Origin of the sequence: Natrinema salaciae (assembly GCF_900110865.1) — an archaeon.
GTDB lineage: Archaea > Halobacteriota > Halobacteria > Halobacteriales > Natrialbaceae > Natrinema > Natrinema salaciae.
Window position 1 is genome coordinate 536759 of record NZ_FOFD01000003.1, and the last position, 15623, is coordinate 552381.

Below are 15623 nucleotides of genomic sequence, written 5' to 3' on the forward strand. Positions count from 1 at the left end.
CGATTCGGACTTGCTCGACCCCCACACCGGTTCGATCCGGTCTGCCCGCCGGGTCGAATCCGGGCGCGGCGTCGCCCGGTTCGGATAATTGCGTTCTATAGCCGTATATACCACTCTTAGCGACTTACATACCGGGCGCGTCGAATCCCACACTCCATGGATCTGAATCCGTGGGTGGGTATTCCGGGCGTTCGCCGCAGCTACGCGTTGCGGTTTCTCGCCGCACTCGTCGCCATCCTCCTCGTCGTGGGGCTCTTCGGCGGCAGTATCTACGCCCACACCGGGGCCGAACTGCAGTCCGACGTCGAATCACAGCTCGTCACCGATGCCGAACAGGACGCCGACCGCCTCGATATCTGGTTTCGATCGACCGAACGGCACATGGGGTCGCTTCCGCGGTCGGTGGCGTTTCGGAACGACGAGCGGGTCGCGATCGCCGATTCGCTACACCGACTGACCGATCGGACCGCGTTCGAGGGCGCGTACTACGTCGACGCCGAGACGGGGGCCGTTCACGCCACCGCCGGAACGAATGCGGTCATCGACGACCAACGACTGAACGGAACGATCGACGAACGGCTCTCGACCGCGATGACGGACCAATCGCAGGTCGTCTTCTCCGAGCCGTTCCGGACGTCGGACGACCGACCCGCGATACTCGTCGTCAGCCAGGTGCCGGGCGAGACCGATCACGTCGTCGTCGGACTCGTCGACCTCGAGTCGCTCTCCCGGTACATGATCGGGACCGACGAGACCGACGACGTCGTGGTCGTCGACCGAACTGGGACGGTCGTCCTCGCCGAGGACCCGTCGCTGCTTCTCGAGGACGACGACCTCGATCTCGCGGCCGCCGACGCATCGGGGACGCTGTCGACGGACGTTGCGGGCGGCGACACCGACGGCGAGACCGTCGTCGGCTACGCGGCCCTCGAGAACGAGGGCTGGACGCTGACGACTCGCGTTCCCGCGTCCGAGGCCTACTCGCTCCAGTCGGACATCTCGAACTGGATCCTCGCGATGATCGCCGTCACCTTCGGGGGAATGCTCGTGCTCGGTGCGACGATCGGCCGAAACACTGCTCGCTCGCTCCGGGCGCTTTCGGATCGCGCCGCGGCGATCGAGAACGGCGATCTCGACGACCCGGTCGAATCGAGCCGTCGCGACGAACTCGGTGACCTCCACCGCTCGATCGACCGCATGCGACGATCGCTGCGCGACCGACTCGAGGAGGCCGAGGCGGCCCGGACGGCGGCCGAGGCGGCCCGCTCGGAGTCGGAGCGGTTCTCCCGCGAACTCGAGCGGACGGCCGACGAGTACGGCGAGACGATGCGCGCGTGTGCCGACGGCGATCTCACGCGGCGGCTCGAGGCGGACACCGAGAGCGAGGCGATGGAAACGGTCGCCGCCGAGTTCAACGCCATGATGGACGATATCGAGGCGACGGTGGCCGCCACGCGGGCGTTCGCCGATGCGGTCGACGCCGCCGCCGAATCGACGGCGGACGGCGTCGTCGAAGTCCGGTCGGCCTCCGAGCAGGTGACGACGTCCGTCCAGCAGATCGCCGAGGGGGCGGAGCGCCAGAGCGACCAGCTCGCGGCCATCGGCGACGAGATCGGCGAACTCTCGACGACGACCGAGCAGATCGCCGCGACCTCGTCGCAGGTCGCGACGCTCGCGGAACGGACCGCGACCACCACCGCGGACGCCCGCGAGTCCGCCCGGCGTGCGATCGACGGCATGAACGCCATCGAGAGCGAGGCCGGGGACGCCGTCACGGAGGTCTCGCGGCTCGAGGACGAGATCGAGGCGATCGACGACCTCCTCGAGTTCATCGGCGAGGTCACGACGGAGACCAACCTCCTCGCGCTCAACGCGAGCATCGAGGCGGCGCGCTCGGACTCCGACGACGCGGAGTTCACTGCGGTCGCCGATCAGGTCAAGTCCCTCGCCGCGGAGACCCAGGAGGCCGCCACGGACATCGAGGATCGACTCGAGCGGGTCAGCCACCGGACCGAACAGGTCGCGACCGTCGTCCGGGAGACGGACGAGCGGATCGCGGACCACCGCAGCGCGGTCGAGACGACGGTCGCGGCGCTCGAGGAGATCTCGACCTTCGCTGCGGAGACCAACGACGGGATACAGGAGATATCGGCGGCGACCCAGCAGCAGGCCGGCGCGACCCAGGAGGTCGTGACGATGACCGACGACGTCACCGCGATCGGCGAGGAGACGAGTGCTGAAGCGGAGACGGTCGCGGCAGCCGCGGAAGAACAGACGTCGTCACTCGTCGAGGTGTCTCACACCGCAACGTCGCTGTCCGATCGCGCGCGGGAACTCTCCGACGCGTTGTCGTCGTTCGAAGTCGATGCCGGACCGGCCGATGTCGCGGCGATCGACGCCGCAGAGGGGACCGAGCACGAACTGCCTGTGGCCGACGACTACGAGGTCGACTCGGAGGCGGACGAATCGGCCGAAGGCCGATCGTTCGACTGGCCCGAGGCGCAGTAGACTAGAAGTCGCCGTTGACGATGTCGCTGACGTCCTGCCGGTCGAACAGCTGATCGTCTACGCCGTACAGTTGGCGGGCCGCGCGTTCGGTCACGACGAGGTTGATGATCGGGCCCTGGTGGAGCGGCCCCGCCTGATAGACGTCGTCGTTCTGGACGGCCGTCAGTTCGCTGGCGACGCTGTGGGCTCGCATCTCCGCGACGACTGACTCCTGGAACTTCTCCTCGGTGAGGTCTTCGTTCCCCCGGAGCAGGACGACTTCGGGGTCGATCTCGAGGAGGTTCTCGTAGTCGATTCGGCCCCGGGAATCGTGGAAGTCCGCGACGTCCGCCGCCGCGAGCGCGTCGTCGACGCCGAGGTCGTTCCACTGCTTGAAGCTGGTCCCCTCGCTGATCGTGTACGGCAGGAACTCGCCCTCGCCCATCGGCCACACGATCCCCACTTCGGGACGCTCGTCTTCGGCGGGGACGTGGTCCGCGAGCGTCGACTGGAACTCCTTGTGGAGCGACTCGAAGGCCTCGTAGCGCTCCTCTTCCTGAAATACCTCGGCGAGTTTGCCGAAGGCCTCGTACAGCGTGAGGTACTCGTAGTCGTCGTGCCACCCGTAATCCCGCGAGAAGATGGTGTTCCCGAAGATCGGCGCGAGCTGCTCGACGTCCTCGCGGTCGCTCTCGTCGATGCTGTCGTAGCGGTTCACCATGAAGTTGGGATCGAAGACGTGGACGTCGGCGTCGAGCTCGTAGAACTTCTCGACGTCGACCCCGTCCTCGTAGAGGTCGATCATCCCCTCTTTGCTGACGCTGACGTCGGGGATCTCGTCGTAGTACTGGGTGTGGTATCGGCGCGTCAGCCAGAGGGCTTCCGGCGGTTCCTGACCGAGCGCGGCCCCCATATCGGCCCAGGTTCCGTTGCCGGCGGCCCACGTCTCGGGAATCGATTCGAACTCGACGTCGCCGACCGGTGGCATCGAGACGGTGTACGGATCGACGCTGTCACCGTCGTTCGATCCGTCACCGCTGATACAGCCGGCCATCACACTCACGCCCGCGATCGTCCCACCCGTTCGCAGTACGTTACGCCGCGTCCACGTCTGTTCCTCACTCATGATTTTTAGGCTGGCCTAAAACAACAAAAGTATTCCGCATCCGATCGCTCCGTCGCTCCCCCGCCGAGCGCTACCTGTTTCCGGTGACGATATCGGCGACGGTCTGCCGGTCGAACAGCTCCTCCCCGCCGAACTCGTCGGGGTACAGTCCTCGCGCGGCCCGCTCGAGCTGGAAGAGGTGAATGATCGGCCCCTGGTAGGTCATGCCGGCGTAGACGACGCGGTCGTTCCGGACGGCGGTGAGCTTACTCGCGACGTCGTGGTCGCGGAGGTGCGCGACCATCCCGTCCTCGAAGGCGCGCTCCGTGACCCGACCCTGTTGACGGACGGCGAGGACGTCGGGATCGATCTCGAGCAGCGTCTCGAAGTCGATCGTCCCGCCGCCGGCCTGCGCGTCTTCGACGCCGTTGGGGCCGAGCGCGTCGCGGACGCCCAGATCGGTCCAGTGTTTGGACTGGGTCCCCTCGTCGATGAGATACGGGTAGAACGCCTCGGGCTCGTCGGATTCGGGGACGAGCACCGCGACCGTCGGGCTCTCGTCGGGACGCCGATCCTGGACGTCCGCGAGGACGTCCGCGTGGAGTCGCTCGAAGGCCTCGTAGCGCTCCCGCTCCTGAAACACCGCCGCAACCTTCTCGAAGGCGTCGTACAGCGAGTAGCGCGGATAGTCGTGCCAGTCGTAGCTGGCCGAGAAGATCGTGTTGCCGACGAACGGGCCGACGTTCTCGGCGATCTCGTCGACGTCGTCCTGACTCCAGCCGAGTCGGTTGATCATGAAGTTGGGATCGACGAGGTGTGCGTCGGCCTCGAGGGCGTAGAAGACTTCCCTGCCGGTGCCCCCGTCCCAGAGTTCGGTGAGGTCGCTCGCGTCGACCGAGACGCCCGGAAGCTCGTCGTAGTAGTGGGTGCCGTACCGGGCAGCTACGCCGATCCCCACCAGCCCGTCGCCCTGCCCGAGCGCGACGCCCATGTCGGCGTAATCGGCCGTGTAGGAGAGCCACGTCTCGGGCGGGCCGTCGAACTCGACGGTGCCGACCGGCTCCATCGTCACCGAGTACGCTCCCGCCTCGTCCGACGACCGCCCCCCGCCGAGACAGCCGGCCGTCGCACTGAGGCCGGCGATCGCTCCGGTCGTTACGACGGTCCGTCTCGTCACTCCTGCATCGGTTGTCATCGATTTTTAGGCTGCCCTAAAAGTATAAAACGCTTCCGACTGTCACCGGTCGGGCAGCGCTCGGCGGGGCAACACCTGCAGTTCGGGCTCGTACTCGACGGTCGCCTCGACGCCGAAGACGTCGGCCAGCAGCTGTTCCGTCACTACCTCCTCCGGCGGTCCCCAGTCGTAGAGCTCCCCGTCACACATCGCGATCAGGTAGTCGGCGAAGCGGGCCGCCTGCGCGATGTCGTGGAGAATGACGGCGACGGTGACCCCTCGCTCCGCGTTCAGCTGACGGATCGTCTCGAGGACGCGGAACTGGTGGTGGATATCGAGGAACGTCGTCGGTTCGTCGAGCAGGAGCACGTCCGTGTTCTGGGCCAACACCATGGCGATCCAGGCCAGTTGCTTCTGGCCGCCGCTCAGTTGCCCGAGTTCGGCCTCACGGATGTGGCCGATTCCCGCCAGCTCGAGCGCGCGTTCGACGGCTCGGTGGTCGTCCTCGTCGACGCCGTCGAAAAAGCTCCGGTGGGGGTAGCGGCCGTGGTAGACGAGATCCTCGACGGTGATCGAGCCCAGCGAATCGTTCTCCTGGGAGAGCACTCCCAGTTCGCGAGCCAGCTCCTTCCGGTCGAAGGAGTCGAGGTCCTCGCCGTGGATCGTGACCCGTCCCGTGTCCGGCTCGAGGTGGTTGGAGAGGGCCTTCAACAGCGTACTCTTCCCGCTGCCGTTGGGACCGACGAGCGCGGTCACCGCCTCTTTCGGAACGTCCAACCGCGCACACTCGACGATGGTCTCCTCGCTCGTCGGGTAACTCAGCGCGAGCTCCTCACCGACCAGTGCGCTCTCGACGGCGACGCCGTCGCCGTCGGTGATCCGTTCCCGTGTCGTGTGTCGTTGGTCTGCCATCAGAGTTCACCCATGGATTGCTGTTTGCGCATCAGGTAGAGGAAGTAGGGACCGCCGATCAGGCCGGTGACGACGCCGACCGGCATCTGGACGCCGCCCAGCGCGAGGCGCGCGCCGACGTCAGCGGCGACCATCAGCGCCGGTCCGGCGAAGAGACAGCCGACCATCAGCTGCCGATAGTCGCCGCCGACCACGTTTCGGACGATGTGGGGGACGACCAGCCCGAAGAAGCTGACGACGCCTGCGACGGCGATCGCGACGCTCGCTGCGAGAATGGCGACTCCGGAGAGGAAAAAGCGGACGTGTTCGACGCGCATTCCCAGCGACTTCGCGGTGCTCTCGCCCAGCAAGAGGACGTTCAGCTGCCGGGCACCGGCGATCGCGATCGCGATCGAGACGATCGCCGGAAGGATCGCGATCCGGACCTCCGACCAGCCCGTTCCGGTAAACGAGCCCGTGAGCCAGGCGATCGCCGTCTGCACGACGCCCAGATCGTCGGCGAAGAAGAACAGCCCCTGCTGGAGCGACTGGAAGACCATATTGACGATCACGCCCGCGAGCACGAGCCGGATAGGACTGGTCCCGCCCTTCCAGGCGATCCCGTAGACGATCACGAAGGCGACGGCACCGCCGGCGGCGGCGATCAGCGGGAGGAACGGCGCGAACCCGGTGAAGACGACCAGCGTCGCCAGCACGGCGAAGCCGGCCCCGGAGCTGACGCCGAGCACGAACGGGCTGGCCAGTTCGTTGCGCGTTACCGCCTGGAAGATCGCCCCGGAGATCGCCAGCGTCGCGCCGGCGATGATCGCCACGAACACGCGCGGAAGCCGGAGATTCCAGACGACGACGCTGTCCTGGCTCATCGGTGGCGTCTCGGTGCCGAACAGAAACGACGACCAGGCCTCGAGATTGAAGATCACTGCGGGGTTGAACACCGCTTTCAGAACCTCGACGACCGTCATCGAGTACGGGCCGAAAAACACCTGGACGAGCCCGGCAACGACTGTAACGATCGTACTCGTCAGACAAAAGAGCACGAGCGTCCCGGTTAGCCACCCATCTCGCTCTCGGGCCGTGGCGTGCTCGCCGACAGACTGCGCTCCTGCCATCGAAGTTTAGGTAGTCCTAAAAGACGTTTAGTCGTTGTGGTTGGCGCTCGGTGTGCCGGTGTGTTCACACGGCCGCCTCGAGCTGTCGCCCGGCCGGGAGCGCGGATCGTCCCGACGACGAGTTCCGAGAGCCGGCGGAACGCGACCGACTCGGGGGTCCGCTCACTCGAGCAGGTCGATCTCGTCGTCGCCGTTCGGAACGGCACAGATGAACGCACCCGGCTCGTCGCCCTCGTTGCGGTACCAGTGGACCGTTCCTGCGGGGATCAGCAGCGAGTCTCCGGGTTCGACGTCGTGCGTTTCGTCGCCGATGCCGACCGTATACTCGCCGTCGAGGACGTACTGCTCGTGCTCGACGTCGTTGGTGTGTTTCGGCACGCTCGCACCGGGCTCGAGGACGAAGCGCCGGATCGCGAAGTTCGGTGCACCGTGGTCGTCGGCGAGCAGGACGCCCTTCGCGAGGCCGTCGGCAGCGTCGACCGTCTCGTACTCGATCTCGTCGCCGCGTCGCAGAACAGGCTCGGTCATACTGGCAGTCGGTGGTGGATCCACAAAACCCTCCGGGTCGGACGCCGGCACCACGTTGTTCCCTTCCCTACACCGTGCGCCGGATTTTCGTGAGAAGATACCAGAGTCAGCCGACGATACCACAGACGAGGACGAGAGTGAACGCGATGACGAAGCGTTCCGGGAGTCCGATCGCAAGCGTTGTCATTAAATACTCTCTCAGTGGTCGCCTCTATAGCGATGTCGATTCTCTAACCACTATGGCCGATAGCCTGCGTTCGTCACCGCTGACGGCGCTGCGGCTCAGGGGTGGTAAAATACTGCAGTCAAGTGCCGATACCGTTACGAATTCCGCCTTACAGGCGCTCGACGTTCGTCGCGCGCGGGCCCTTGGGGGCCTGCTCGATGTCGAACTCGAGCTCCTGTCCTTCTTCCAGGTCGGGGCCGCCGATGTCTTCCATGTGGAAGAACACGTCGTCGTCCGCGTCCTCAGTCTCGATGAATCCGTAGCCGCCAGTGTCGTTGAAGAAATCAACGGTTCCTTTCGCCATTGCTTCTAAAGAGAACGGCCCGCGACTCATAAACCCTGCGGATCGCGAATACTCGTCGAAACTGTCCAGTAGCGGCCGGCTCGAGTCGATATTAGTGATCGAACGAGCGATCAGATGCTGTCCCCGTCCTCGAGCCGTTGGACCGAAATCGCGATGAAGTACACCAGCATGAACAGCAAGAATCCGCCCGAGAGACCGACGAGTTCGACGGTTCCCAGGCTGCCGGGGTTGATTACGGCGAATGCCGCCAGTCCGACGACGAACACCGCGATGATGAAGACGCCGACGCCGTAGTAGAATCCGAGATCTGACTCGAGGAACCGTCGCATGTGCCGGGTATATCGGTGCGAATAGCAAAACGTTACCGACCCGGGCGAACGCCGTCGCCCCGCGGCCGGGAGACCAGTGGTTCGAACCGCCGAAGTTCCTTATATGCGTCGTGAATAAACGAAACGTATGACGGAGTACGAACTCGACGCGGTCGATCGGGAGATCCTCTACGCGTTACAGGAGGAGGCGCGGAACCTCTCCTCGGGCGAGATCGCCGAGCGGACCGACGCCTCCTCGAGTACGGTTCGCAAGCGCATCCAGCGCCTCGAGTCGGAAGGGGTCATCAAGGGTTACAGCGCGAACATCGATTACACGAAGTCCGGCTACCCGATCCGGATGCTCCTCTTCTGTACGGCACCGATTCCCGACCGCGGCGAGTACATCGACGACATCCTCGAGATCTCCGGCGTCGTCTCCGTCCAGGAACTGGTGACGGGCGAACAGAACCTGCTGGTGACGGTCGTCGGCGAGACGGACCGGGACATCACGCCGGTCGCCCAGGAGGTCGCTGACATGGGCCTGACGATCACCGACGAGGTGCTCGTTCGCAGTCACCGCTCCACGTCGTTCGACGAATTCTCCTCGCAGTAGCCCGCCGCGATCGACGACTCGACCCGGCCGCTCGTCGTTCGACCGCCGGGCGGGACCGAGACCCGGCCTCCCGAACCACGCTCGAGCGACCGAATCCGCGCCCGTAGCGCTTTTCACCGGTCCGGCCCGGCTTCTCCGCCCGCTCCTGGCGTTCTCCGCCCGTTTTTCGTGCAGTCGCCGCCCGTTCGGTTTCGTGTTTAAGGAGTATTAATATCTACTAACATACGTATCGAACGCTTTGTTCGAATCGAAGACTATAATAACCGCACTGTTCACATATCGACCGAATACGACCAGCCCGGCAAGTAATGCCGCGAACGGCGAGCCGTGACACCCCGTGCTGGTCCACGAGTGAATTCGACGCATGAGCGGTGAACAAACGCCATCCGACGACGACGTCGCACAACTCTCCGAACCGACGCCCCCCACCTCGTCCGTCGCTCGAGCGTCGACCTGGGCCGTCTGGGCGCTGTTTCTCTGCAGCGTAGGCGTTCTCGCACTCGCGGCCCGGACCGGCGCTGGGTGGGAGGTCGCGGACTATCTCCGGATCGACGGCCTGACGGCGGTGATGTGGGTCGTAGCCACGTTCTTCAGCGGGATCGTTCACAGTTACTCCCGCCGCTACATGGCGGGCGACCGCGACGTCGACCGCTTCTATTACCGGGTCCTCGGGTTCACCCTCGTCGTCATGGCGCTGACCGCGGCGAACCACGTCGCGCTGTTCGCGGCCGCGTGGCTGGCGATGGGCCTGCTCATGGCCGCGCTCATCGGCCACGTCCGTGACTGGGAGCAGGCACAGGCCGCCGCTTCCCTCGCCCGCCGCTCCTTCCTCGCCAGCAGCGCGCTGCTGGTCGCCTCGCTGGCCGTCCTGGTCTGGGCGACGGGTTCGGCGACCATTACCGGCATCTTCGATGGCCTCGAGGGCGTCTCGCGGACGGTCGTCCTCGTCGCCGCCGGCGGACTCGTCCTCGCGGCGATCATCCAGTCGGCACTGTTTCCGTTCCACAAGTGGGTACTGTCGTCGATGACGGCACCGACGCCGGCGTCGGCGCTCATGCACGCCGGCTTCGTCAACGCGGGTGGGGTCCTGCTGACGAGATTCGCCCCGGTCGTCGCCGACGAACTCGCCGTCATGTCGGCCGTCGTCGTCCTCGGGGCGGTCAGCGCCCTAATCGGACAGGCGATGATCCTCGTCCAGCCGAACGTCAAGCGCGAACTCGGCTGCTCGACGATGGCCCAGATGGGCTTTATGATACTGCAGTGCGGGCTCGGTTTCTTCGCCGCCGCGATCGCGCATCTCGTCCTGCACGGCTTCTACAAGGCGTATCTCTTCCTGTCGTCGGGAGCCGCCGTCGAGCAGACGACTCCCGAGACCGCCGGACGCACCCATCTCGGCTTCTCGGGGCTCATCGTCAGTCTGGTGACGGCCGTCGGCGGCGGGGCACTGTTCGGCGTCCTCACCGGGAAGGCGACGAGTCTCGCGTTGACCGGCGGGACCGTCCTGACGCTCGTGGTCGTGCTGACGACGCTGACCGCCGCCCGCGATATCCTCCGGCGGTCGACCTTGCCAACGGCAGTCAGGTTCGTCAGCGTCCCGCTGGTGGTGCTGACCGCCATCGGCGGCTACGCCGTCGCGTTCAACACCGTCTCGAGGATGCTCTCGGGCGTGCCGATGACTCACGTTCCGACCGAGATGACGGTCGTCCACTCCCTCGTCGTCGCCCTGTTCGCCGGCGCCTATCTCGCCGTGGAATTCGGCTGGCACCGCTCGAGCGAGCGCCTCTACGTCTCACTGCTGAACCTCTCCCAACCCGATCCGACGACGGTTCTCACCGATACGGAGGAGTACAACGATGTCTGAGTCAATCGACGATCAGCGCCGCATCGAGGAGAGTATCGACCGCGCGGCCGACCGCATCGGTGCGGCCTGGCCGCTGCACTCGTTCGTCACGGCCAACCCCCTCTCGGGGTTCGAGGACGAGCCGTTCCACCGGGCCGTCGCGGAGGGCCGGCGGCTGTTCGGCGGCCGGGGCTACCCGCGTCCGTCGGTCTTCCGTCGGGCCTGGGAGGACGGCCGGATCGATCCCGACGTCCTGGCCGCCAAACTCGAGGCCCACGGGATCGACCGGGAGCCCGAGCCACTCCTCGAAGAGATGGCCGAAACCGAAGCCGAACGCGGGGAGACCGAGCGCGACGACGCAACTGAAGACGTCGACCGGGTGCTCTCGAAGTGGCTCGCTGCCTTCCTCGACGAGGGCGAGGCGAAGTGGCCGATGCCCAACCGCGAGGAGGGCTTTTACGCTGCGTGGCGCGCGGTCGCACCCTACGACGGCGACGTGCCCGGCTGTGACGACACTGCGGACCTCCCCGAGACGGCGACCGTGGCGCTCGAGGCGGTACTGAGCGACTATCCCGAGGGGCGGTGGGTCGACGTCCTCGAGCACCACCTCGCCGCGCTTCCGGGCTGGAGCGGGTTGGTCAAGCAGCGGGCCGACGACGACACCGATCCGTGGCAGGCAGCGTATCCGATCACGCTCGAGGGGTATCTAGCGGTGCGCCTGACGCTGGCCGACCTGCTCGACGCCCCGATCGATCCCGACGATGCGAGCGAGGACGGCACCCCTGACGCCGGCGATGACGACGATGTTCCACTCCCTCAGATCTGGCTGACCGCCTGGGAGAAGAGCTACCGCGACCGCCTGCTCGAGGGGATCGACGGCTCCGTTACGGACCCATCGGACGCGAGTGACGACGACCGGTCGGCCGCTCAGCTCGTGTTCTGTATCGACACCCGCTCGGAGGTCATCCGCCGCCACATCGAGGCCCAGGGGCCCTACGAGACCCACGGCTACGCGGGCTTCTTCGGCGTGCCGATTCGCTACCGAGGGTACGACTCCCACGCCGAGGCCGATGCCTGCCCGCCGATCGTCGATCCGGAGCACCGCATCGTCGACCGGCCCGAAACGGGCGCTGTCGACGGCGCGACCGACGGAGACGGATCGGACCCGGTGACCGCCCACGACCGCTGGAACGGACTGGTGACCGCGGCCCGAAAACACTTCAAGACGCTCAAGACCAACGTCGTCGCTGCCTTCACCTTCGTCGAGGGCGCCGGCAGCGCCTACGGATCGGCGATGGCCGCTCGGACCCTGTCGCCCTCGACGATCGCCAAGCTCGGCACCGCCGTCGACGAACGCGTACCGAGCCCACACGAGTTCAGTTCCCCTGCGATCGATTACGACGCGTACGACGATCACACACACGGCGACCACGACCTCCAGCAGGGAATGAGCCTCGAGGAGAAAGTCGAGTACGCCGCGACTGCCTTCGAACTCATGGGGTGGACGGAGTTTGCCCGTCTGGTGGTCTTTACGGGTCACGCGAGCGAGACGACGAACAACCCCTTCGACTCGAGCCTCGACTGTGGTGCCTGCGCCGGAAACCCTGGCGGACCGAACGCCCGCGTGCTCGCGGCGATCTGTAACGACGAGGACGTCGTGGCTGCCCTCCGCGATCGCGGATTCGATATCCCCACGGACACCGTCTTCCTCGCGGGCGAGCACAACACGACGACCGACGAGATCACCATCTTCGACGGCGACGTACCCGAAAGCCACCGCGAGGATCTAGCGCGGTTGCACGAGGACCTCGAGGCGGCCCGTATCGGTGCCGCGGCCGAGCGCACCGCGTCGGCGAGCGACGACGACGCGACGGGCGCGAACCTCGAGAACGCGGTCGACGAGGTCGAACGCAAAGCAGCCGACTGGGCCGAGACTCGCCCCGAGTGGGGGCTGGCCGGCAACGCCTCCTTCGTCATCGGGCCGCGCGAGTTGACCGACGACCGGACCCTCGACGGCCGCGCGTTCCTCCACTCCTACGACTGGACGACCGATCCGGACGGCGACGCCCTCGAGGCGATCCTCACGGGCCCGCTGGTCGTCACTCAGTGGATCAACAACCAGTACTACTTCGCGACCGTCGACAACGGCGTCTACGGGAGCGGGTCGAAGGTCACCCAGAACCCGGTCGGGAACGTCGGCGTCGTTCAGGGCAACGGCGGCGACCTGATGACCGGCCTGCCGCTCCAGTCGCTGAAGCTCGACGACGACCGGCCGTACCACCAGCCGCTGCGGCTGACGGCCGTGATCCACGCGCCGGTCGACCGCGTGACCGAAATCCTCCGCGAGCACGAGGACGTTCGGACGCTCCTCGACAACGGCTGGATCGGCGACCTGACTGTCGTCGACCCCGAACAGGACAACGACCCGTTCCACTACGCGGGCGACCTCGAGTGGGAGGCCGACGCCGAACTCGAGGTCGAAGCGACGGCGGAGACCGAACCGACGACGCCGACCGCACGGACGGCGGACGACGACTGACGCCGTCTCGAGGGGTGATCACGTTAGTTGCCTGCACGGGCCACAGCGTCGCCGTGTCGCTCGGGGCACGGGTTCGTCCATCACGCCGTACGACTCACCGCTCATCGATTACAGCGAGCATCGCGCACCCGATCGTGACCGTGGCACCTAAAAACAGGACCATCACGAGGGGCTCCGCTACTTCGGAAGACGCCAGATGAACGCCGAACAGCCAGTAGAGTAGGGCACCGAGAAGCGCGAACGCCGGCGAACCGATGTAGAAATACCAGTTGTTGTTCCAGCCTCCCGAACCGAACAATTTCGACCGCAACGGGAGCGGCATACGATAACGAAACCGGCCCGTTCACAAATACGTGGCGTACTGTCTCGGGTTCAACCAACCGATTGACCCACAGCAATTTGTCCCAGAACAGATCACGCAGCCACCAACGCCGCACGCGTCGGAACGGCTAACGTTTCGACGCCGAATCGAGTCGTACGGGACGAGTGCTCGAGACCGACTCGTCGTTCGCGAACTCGTCGATCGGTACCGGGCCGACCTGAGCGAGACGCTACCGGCGGCCGACTGAAGCCGCGTCGGAGAGTGGACCCGTCGCGGCGGGCTGACGGGCGTCCCACCGGCTACCGAGCGAGCAGACTGCGAGTCGTCGCCTCGTACCCCTCGGGGACGACGTCGGCGAGCGCGTCGGGATCCGTCTCCCCGTCGACGGAGACGAGGTACGTGCGTCCGGGCTCGTCGCCGTAGACGCCCTGGAAGTCGTAGACGAAGCCGTAGATCTCGGCGTCTTCCGGGACGTCGTCGGCCTCGCACAGCGAGCGCACCTGATAGCCGACGTTGTACTCGACGAGCTGGTTGACGACCCGGTCGTCGTCCACGTCGGTGTCGATCCGACCGCTCTCAAGGGCGTCCTCGACGACGGGGACGAGCATATCGATCCACTTATCGACGCCTTGCGGGCCGGGCGGCTCCTCGCCGATCGCGACCCGGTAGGCGGCGGTGACGGCGCCGCAGCCGGTGTGGCCCACGACGGCGACGACGCCGGTGCCGGTGTGGTGGATCGGATAGAGGATCCCGCCGTCGATGACCCGCTCGCCGTCGTCCTCGTCCCAGACCTGATTCCCGATGTTGCTCGGCGTGAAGACGGCACCGGGTCGATCGATGCCCCACATCCCCTCGTGGGAGACCCGCGAGTCCGAACAGCAGACCGCGACGACGTTCGGGTGCTGGCTCGTCTGGACGTCAGCGAAGTAGTCCTCGGGCAGCGCCTCGACGTGGCGCTGGTTGCCCGCGAGTAACTCCTCGAGGATACCGCGATCGGTCGCCATGGTTCCCGTACGCGAACGACGGGCAAAAAGGTTCGAGCCGGGGGACTCGCGTCGATTCGGGGCGGTCGTCCCCGGGCGACTCCCGAAGGTTCCGGGAAGCCAATCTTCACTTACCGGCACCGCCATGTGTGGGTATGGCAGAAACCAGACAGTGGCAGCTCGCCAGTCGGCCGGTCGGTGAACCGACCGCGGAGAACTTCGAACTCGTCACCGTCGATCGCCCCGAGCCTGACGACGGCGAGGTCCTCGTGAAGACCCTGTACCAGTCCGTCGATCCCTATATGCGCGGGCGCATGCGCGATGCGGAATCGTACGCGGAGCCGTGGGACGTCGGCGACCCGATGCGAGCCGGCGTCGTCGGCGAGGTCCTCGAGTCCGAGGCGGACGGGTTCGAGGAAGGCGACGTCGTCACCGGCGACCTCCTGTGGGCGGAACACGCGGTCGGCGACGCGGACGAACTCCGGAAGGTAAATCCGGAGCTCGGCCCGGTCTCGACGGCGCTGGGCGTGCTCGGAATGCCCGGCGTGACGGCCTACTGGGGGCTGCTCGACGTCGGCGACCCCAAGCCCGGCGACACCGTCTTCGTCTCGGCCGCCGCGGGGGCGGTCGGTTCGGTCGTCGGCCAGCTCGCCCGGCTCAACGGCGCGCGCGTCGTCGGTACCGCCGGTAGCGACGAGAAGATCGAGTGGCTCACGGAGGAGCTGGGCTTCGACGCCGCGATCAACTACAAGGAGACCGACGACCTCTCCGGAGCGGTAGCCGAGGCCTGCCCGAACGGGATCGACGTCTACTTCGACAACGTCGGCGGCCCCATCACCGACGCCGTCTGGCCCCGGCTGAACGAGTTCTCACGGGTCGCGATCTGCGGCCAGATCGCGCTGTACAACGAGACGGAGGTCCCGACCGGCCCCCGAAAGCTCGCGACGCTCATCGAGAAACGCGCGAAAGTCGAAGGCCTGCTCGTCAGCGACTACCAGGATCGCTGGGGCGAGGCGCTCAAGCGACTCGCTCGGTTCATTCAGGAAGACGAGATCCGCTACCGCGAGAACGTCGTCGAGGGCTTCGAGAACGCACCCGACGCGTTCCTCGGGCTGTTCGAGGGTGAGAACATCGGGAAACAGTTGGTGAAGGTCGCCGAGTTCGACGGCTAGA

At 66.2% G+C, this 15623-nt stretch carries 14 protein-coding genes; 5 read left to right on the forward strand and 9 right to left on the reverse strand.

Features of this window, described 5'->3' with window-relative positions; translation table 11 throughout:
- Positions 1–156 precede the first annotated feature (156 nt).
- The gene (locus tag BMX07_RS11980) at positions 157–2508 is read left to right on the forward strand and encodes a methyl-accepting chemotaxis protein (RefSeq protein ID WP_090618063.1); all 2352 of its coding nucleotides are present in this window, start codon (positions 157–159) and stop codon (positions 2506–2508) included.
- Position 2509: 1 nt separating this feature from the next.
- Here BMX07_RS11980 and BMX07_RS11985 read toward each other — a convergent pair whose 3' ends face one another.
- The 7 genes from BMX07_RS11985 to BMX07_RS12015 all read right to left on the reverse strand — a co-directional run bounded on the left by BMX07_RS11985 (position 2510) and on the right by BMX07_RS12015 (position 8174).
- Positions 2510–3613, reverse strand: coding sequence for an ABC transporter substrate-binding protein (locus BMX07_RS11985; protein ID WP_090618065.1), 1104 nt, complete (start codon positions 3611–3613; stop codon positions 2510–2512).
- 70 nt (positions 3614–3683) lie between these two features.
- Entirely contained in the window at positions 3684–4787 is a 1104-nt protein-coding gene (locus BMX07_RS11990) for an ABC transporter substrate-binding protein (protein WP_090618067.1), read from the reverse strand.
- A 42-nt stretch (positions 4788–4829) separates the two neighbouring features.
- Positions 4830–5678, reverse strand: a complete 849-nt coding sequence (locus tag BMX07_RS11995; protein ID WP_090618069.1) for an ABC transporter ATP-binding protein — start codon at positions 5676–5678, stop codon at positions 4830–4832.
- Positions 5678–6787, reverse strand: a complete 1110-nt coding sequence (locus BMX07_RS12000) for a FecCD family ABC transporter permease (protein ID WP_090618071.1) — start codon at positions 6785–6787, stop codon at positions 5678–5680. The genes BMX07_RS11995 and BMX07_RS12000 overlap by 1 nt, the downstream gene beginning before the upstream one ends.
- A 162-nt stretch (positions 6788–6949) precedes the next feature.
- Positions 6950–7315: a cupin domain-containing protein gene (locus BMX07_RS12005; RefSeq protein ID WP_090618073.1), complete on the reverse strand. Its 366-nt coding sequence runs from the start codon at positions 7313–7315 to the stop codon at positions 6950–6952.
- 335 nt (positions 7316–7650) lie between these two features.
- The gene (locus tag BMX07_RS12010) at positions 7651–7845 is read right to left on the reverse strand and encodes a cold-shock protein (RefSeq protein WP_005554588.1); all 195 of its coding nucleotides are present in this window, start codon (positions 7843–7845) and stop codon (positions 7651–7653) included.
- Positions 7846–7955: 110 nt separating this feature from the next.
- On the reverse strand, positions 7956–8174 hold the full coding sequence (locus BMX07_RS12015) for a hypothetical protein (protein WP_090618075.1): 219 nt from the start codon (positions 8172–8174) through the stop codon (positions 7956–7958).
- A gap of 127 nt (positions 8175–8301) precedes the next feature.
- On the opposite strand from BMX07_RS12015, the gene BMX07_RS12020 reads away from it, so the two are divergent.
- The 3 genes from BMX07_RS12020 to BMX07_RS12030 all read left to right on the forward strand — a co-directional run bounded on the left by BMX07_RS12020 (position 8302) and on the right by BMX07_RS12030 (position 13145).
- Positions 8302–8766, forward strand: coding sequence for an Lrp/AsnC family transcriptional regulator (locus BMX07_RS12020; RefSeq protein WP_090618077.1), 465 nt, complete (start codon positions 8302–8304; stop codon positions 8764–8766).
- Between the two features lie 364 nt (positions 8767–9130).
- A complete protein-coding gene (locus BMX07_RS12025; protein WP_090618079.1) occupies positions 9131–10627 on the forward strand; it encodes a proton-conducting transporter transmembrane domain-containing protein in 1497 nt (498 codons plus the stop codon).
- The gene (locus tag BMX07_RS12030; protein WP_090618081.1) at positions 10620–13145 is read left to right on the forward strand and encodes a DUF2309 domain-containing protein; all 2526 of its coding nucleotides are present in this window, start codon (positions 10620–10622) and stop codon (positions 13143–13145) included. Before BMX07_RS12025 ends, BMX07_RS12030 begins: the two co-directional genes overlap by 8 nt.
- 94 nt (positions 13146–13239) lie before the next feature.
- On the opposite strand, the gene BMX07_RS12035 is transcribed toward BMX07_RS12030, so the two are convergent.
- Both BMX07_RS12035 and BMX07_RS12045 read right to left on the reverse strand, forming a co-directional pair.
- Entirely contained in the window at positions 13240–13467 is a 228-nt protein-coding gene (locus BMX07_RS12035) for a hypothetical protein (protein WP_090618083.1), read from the reverse strand.
- A 299-nt stretch (positions 13468–13766) separates the two neighbouring features.
- Positions 13767–14471, reverse strand: coding sequence for a carbonic anhydrase (locus tag BMX07_RS12045; RefSeq protein ID WP_090618087.1), 705 nt, complete (start codon positions 14469–14471; stop codon positions 13767–13769).
- A 134-nt stretch (positions 14472–14605) separates the two neighbouring features.
- On the opposite strand from BMX07_RS12045, the gene BMX07_RS12050 reads away from it, so the two are divergent.
- Complete coding sequence (locus BMX07_RS12050; RefSeq protein ID WP_090618089.1) at positions 14606–15622, forward strand: NADP-dependent oxidoreductase; 1017 nt, start codon at positions 14606–14608, stop codon at positions 15620–15622.
- The last annotated feature ends 1 nt before the right edge of the window (position 15623 follow it).

Excerpts from the sequence above, each read along its gene's own strand:
- BMX07_RS12005 (WP_090618073.1), bottom strand. The coding sequence starts at position 7,315 with ATGACCGAGCCTGTTCTGCGACGCGGCGACGAGATCGAGTACGAGACG.
- BMX07_RS12020 (WP_090618077.1), top strand. The coding sequence starts at position 8,302 with ATGACGGAGTACGAACTCGACGCGGTCGATCGGGAGATCCTCTACGCG.
- BMX07_RS12050 (WP_090618089.1), top strand. The coding sequence starts at position 14,606 with ATGGCAGAAACCAGACAGTGGCAGCTCGCCAGTCGGCCGGTCGGTGAA.
- BMX07_RS12045 (WP_090618087.1), bottom strand. The coding sequence starts at position 14,471 with ATGGCGACCGATCGCGGTATCCTCGAGGAGTTACTCGCGGGCAACCAG.
- BMX07_RS12030 (WP_090618081.1), top strand. The coding sequence starts at position 10,620 with ATGTCTGAGTCAATCGACGATCAGCGCCGCATCGAGGAGAGTATCGAC.
- BMX07_RS11990 (WP_090618067.1), bottom strand. The coding sequence starts at position 4,787 with ATGACAACCGATGCAGGAGTGACGAGACGGACCGTCGTAACGACCGGA.
- BMX07_RS11985 (WP_090618065.1), bottom strand. The coding sequence starts at position 3,613 with ATGAGTGAGGAACAGACGTGGACGCGGCGTAACGTACTGCGAACGGGT.
- BMX07_RS12025 (WP_090618079.1), top strand. The coding sequence starts at position 9,131 with ATGAGCGGTGAACAAACGCCATCCGACGACGACGTCGCACAACTCTCC.
- BMX07_RS11995 (WP_090618069.1), bottom strand. The coding sequence starts at position 5,678 with ATGGCAGACCAACGACACACGACACGGGAACGGATCACCGACGGCGAC.
- BMX07_RS11980 (WP_090618063.1), top strand. The coding sequence starts at position 157 with ATGGATCTGAATCCGTGGGTGGGTATTCCGGGCGTTCGCCGCAGCTAC.
- BMX07_RS12015 (WP_090618075.1), bottom strand. The coding sequence starts at position 8,174 with ATGCGACGGTTCCTCGAGTCAGATCTCGGATTCTACTACGGCGTCGGC.
- BMX07_RS12010 (WP_005554588.1), bottom strand. The coding sequence starts at position 7,845 with ATGGCGAAAGGAACCGTTGATTTCTTCAACGACACTGGCGGCTACGGA.
- BMX07_RS12000 (WP_090618071.1), bottom strand. The coding sequence starts at position 6,787 with ATGGCAGGAGCGCAGTCTGTCGGCGAGCACGCCACGGCCCGAGAGCGA.
- BMX07_RS12035 (WP_090618083.1), bottom strand. The coding sequence starts at position 13,467 with ATGCCGCTCCCGTTGCGGTCGAAATTGTTCGGTTCGGGAGGCTGGAAC.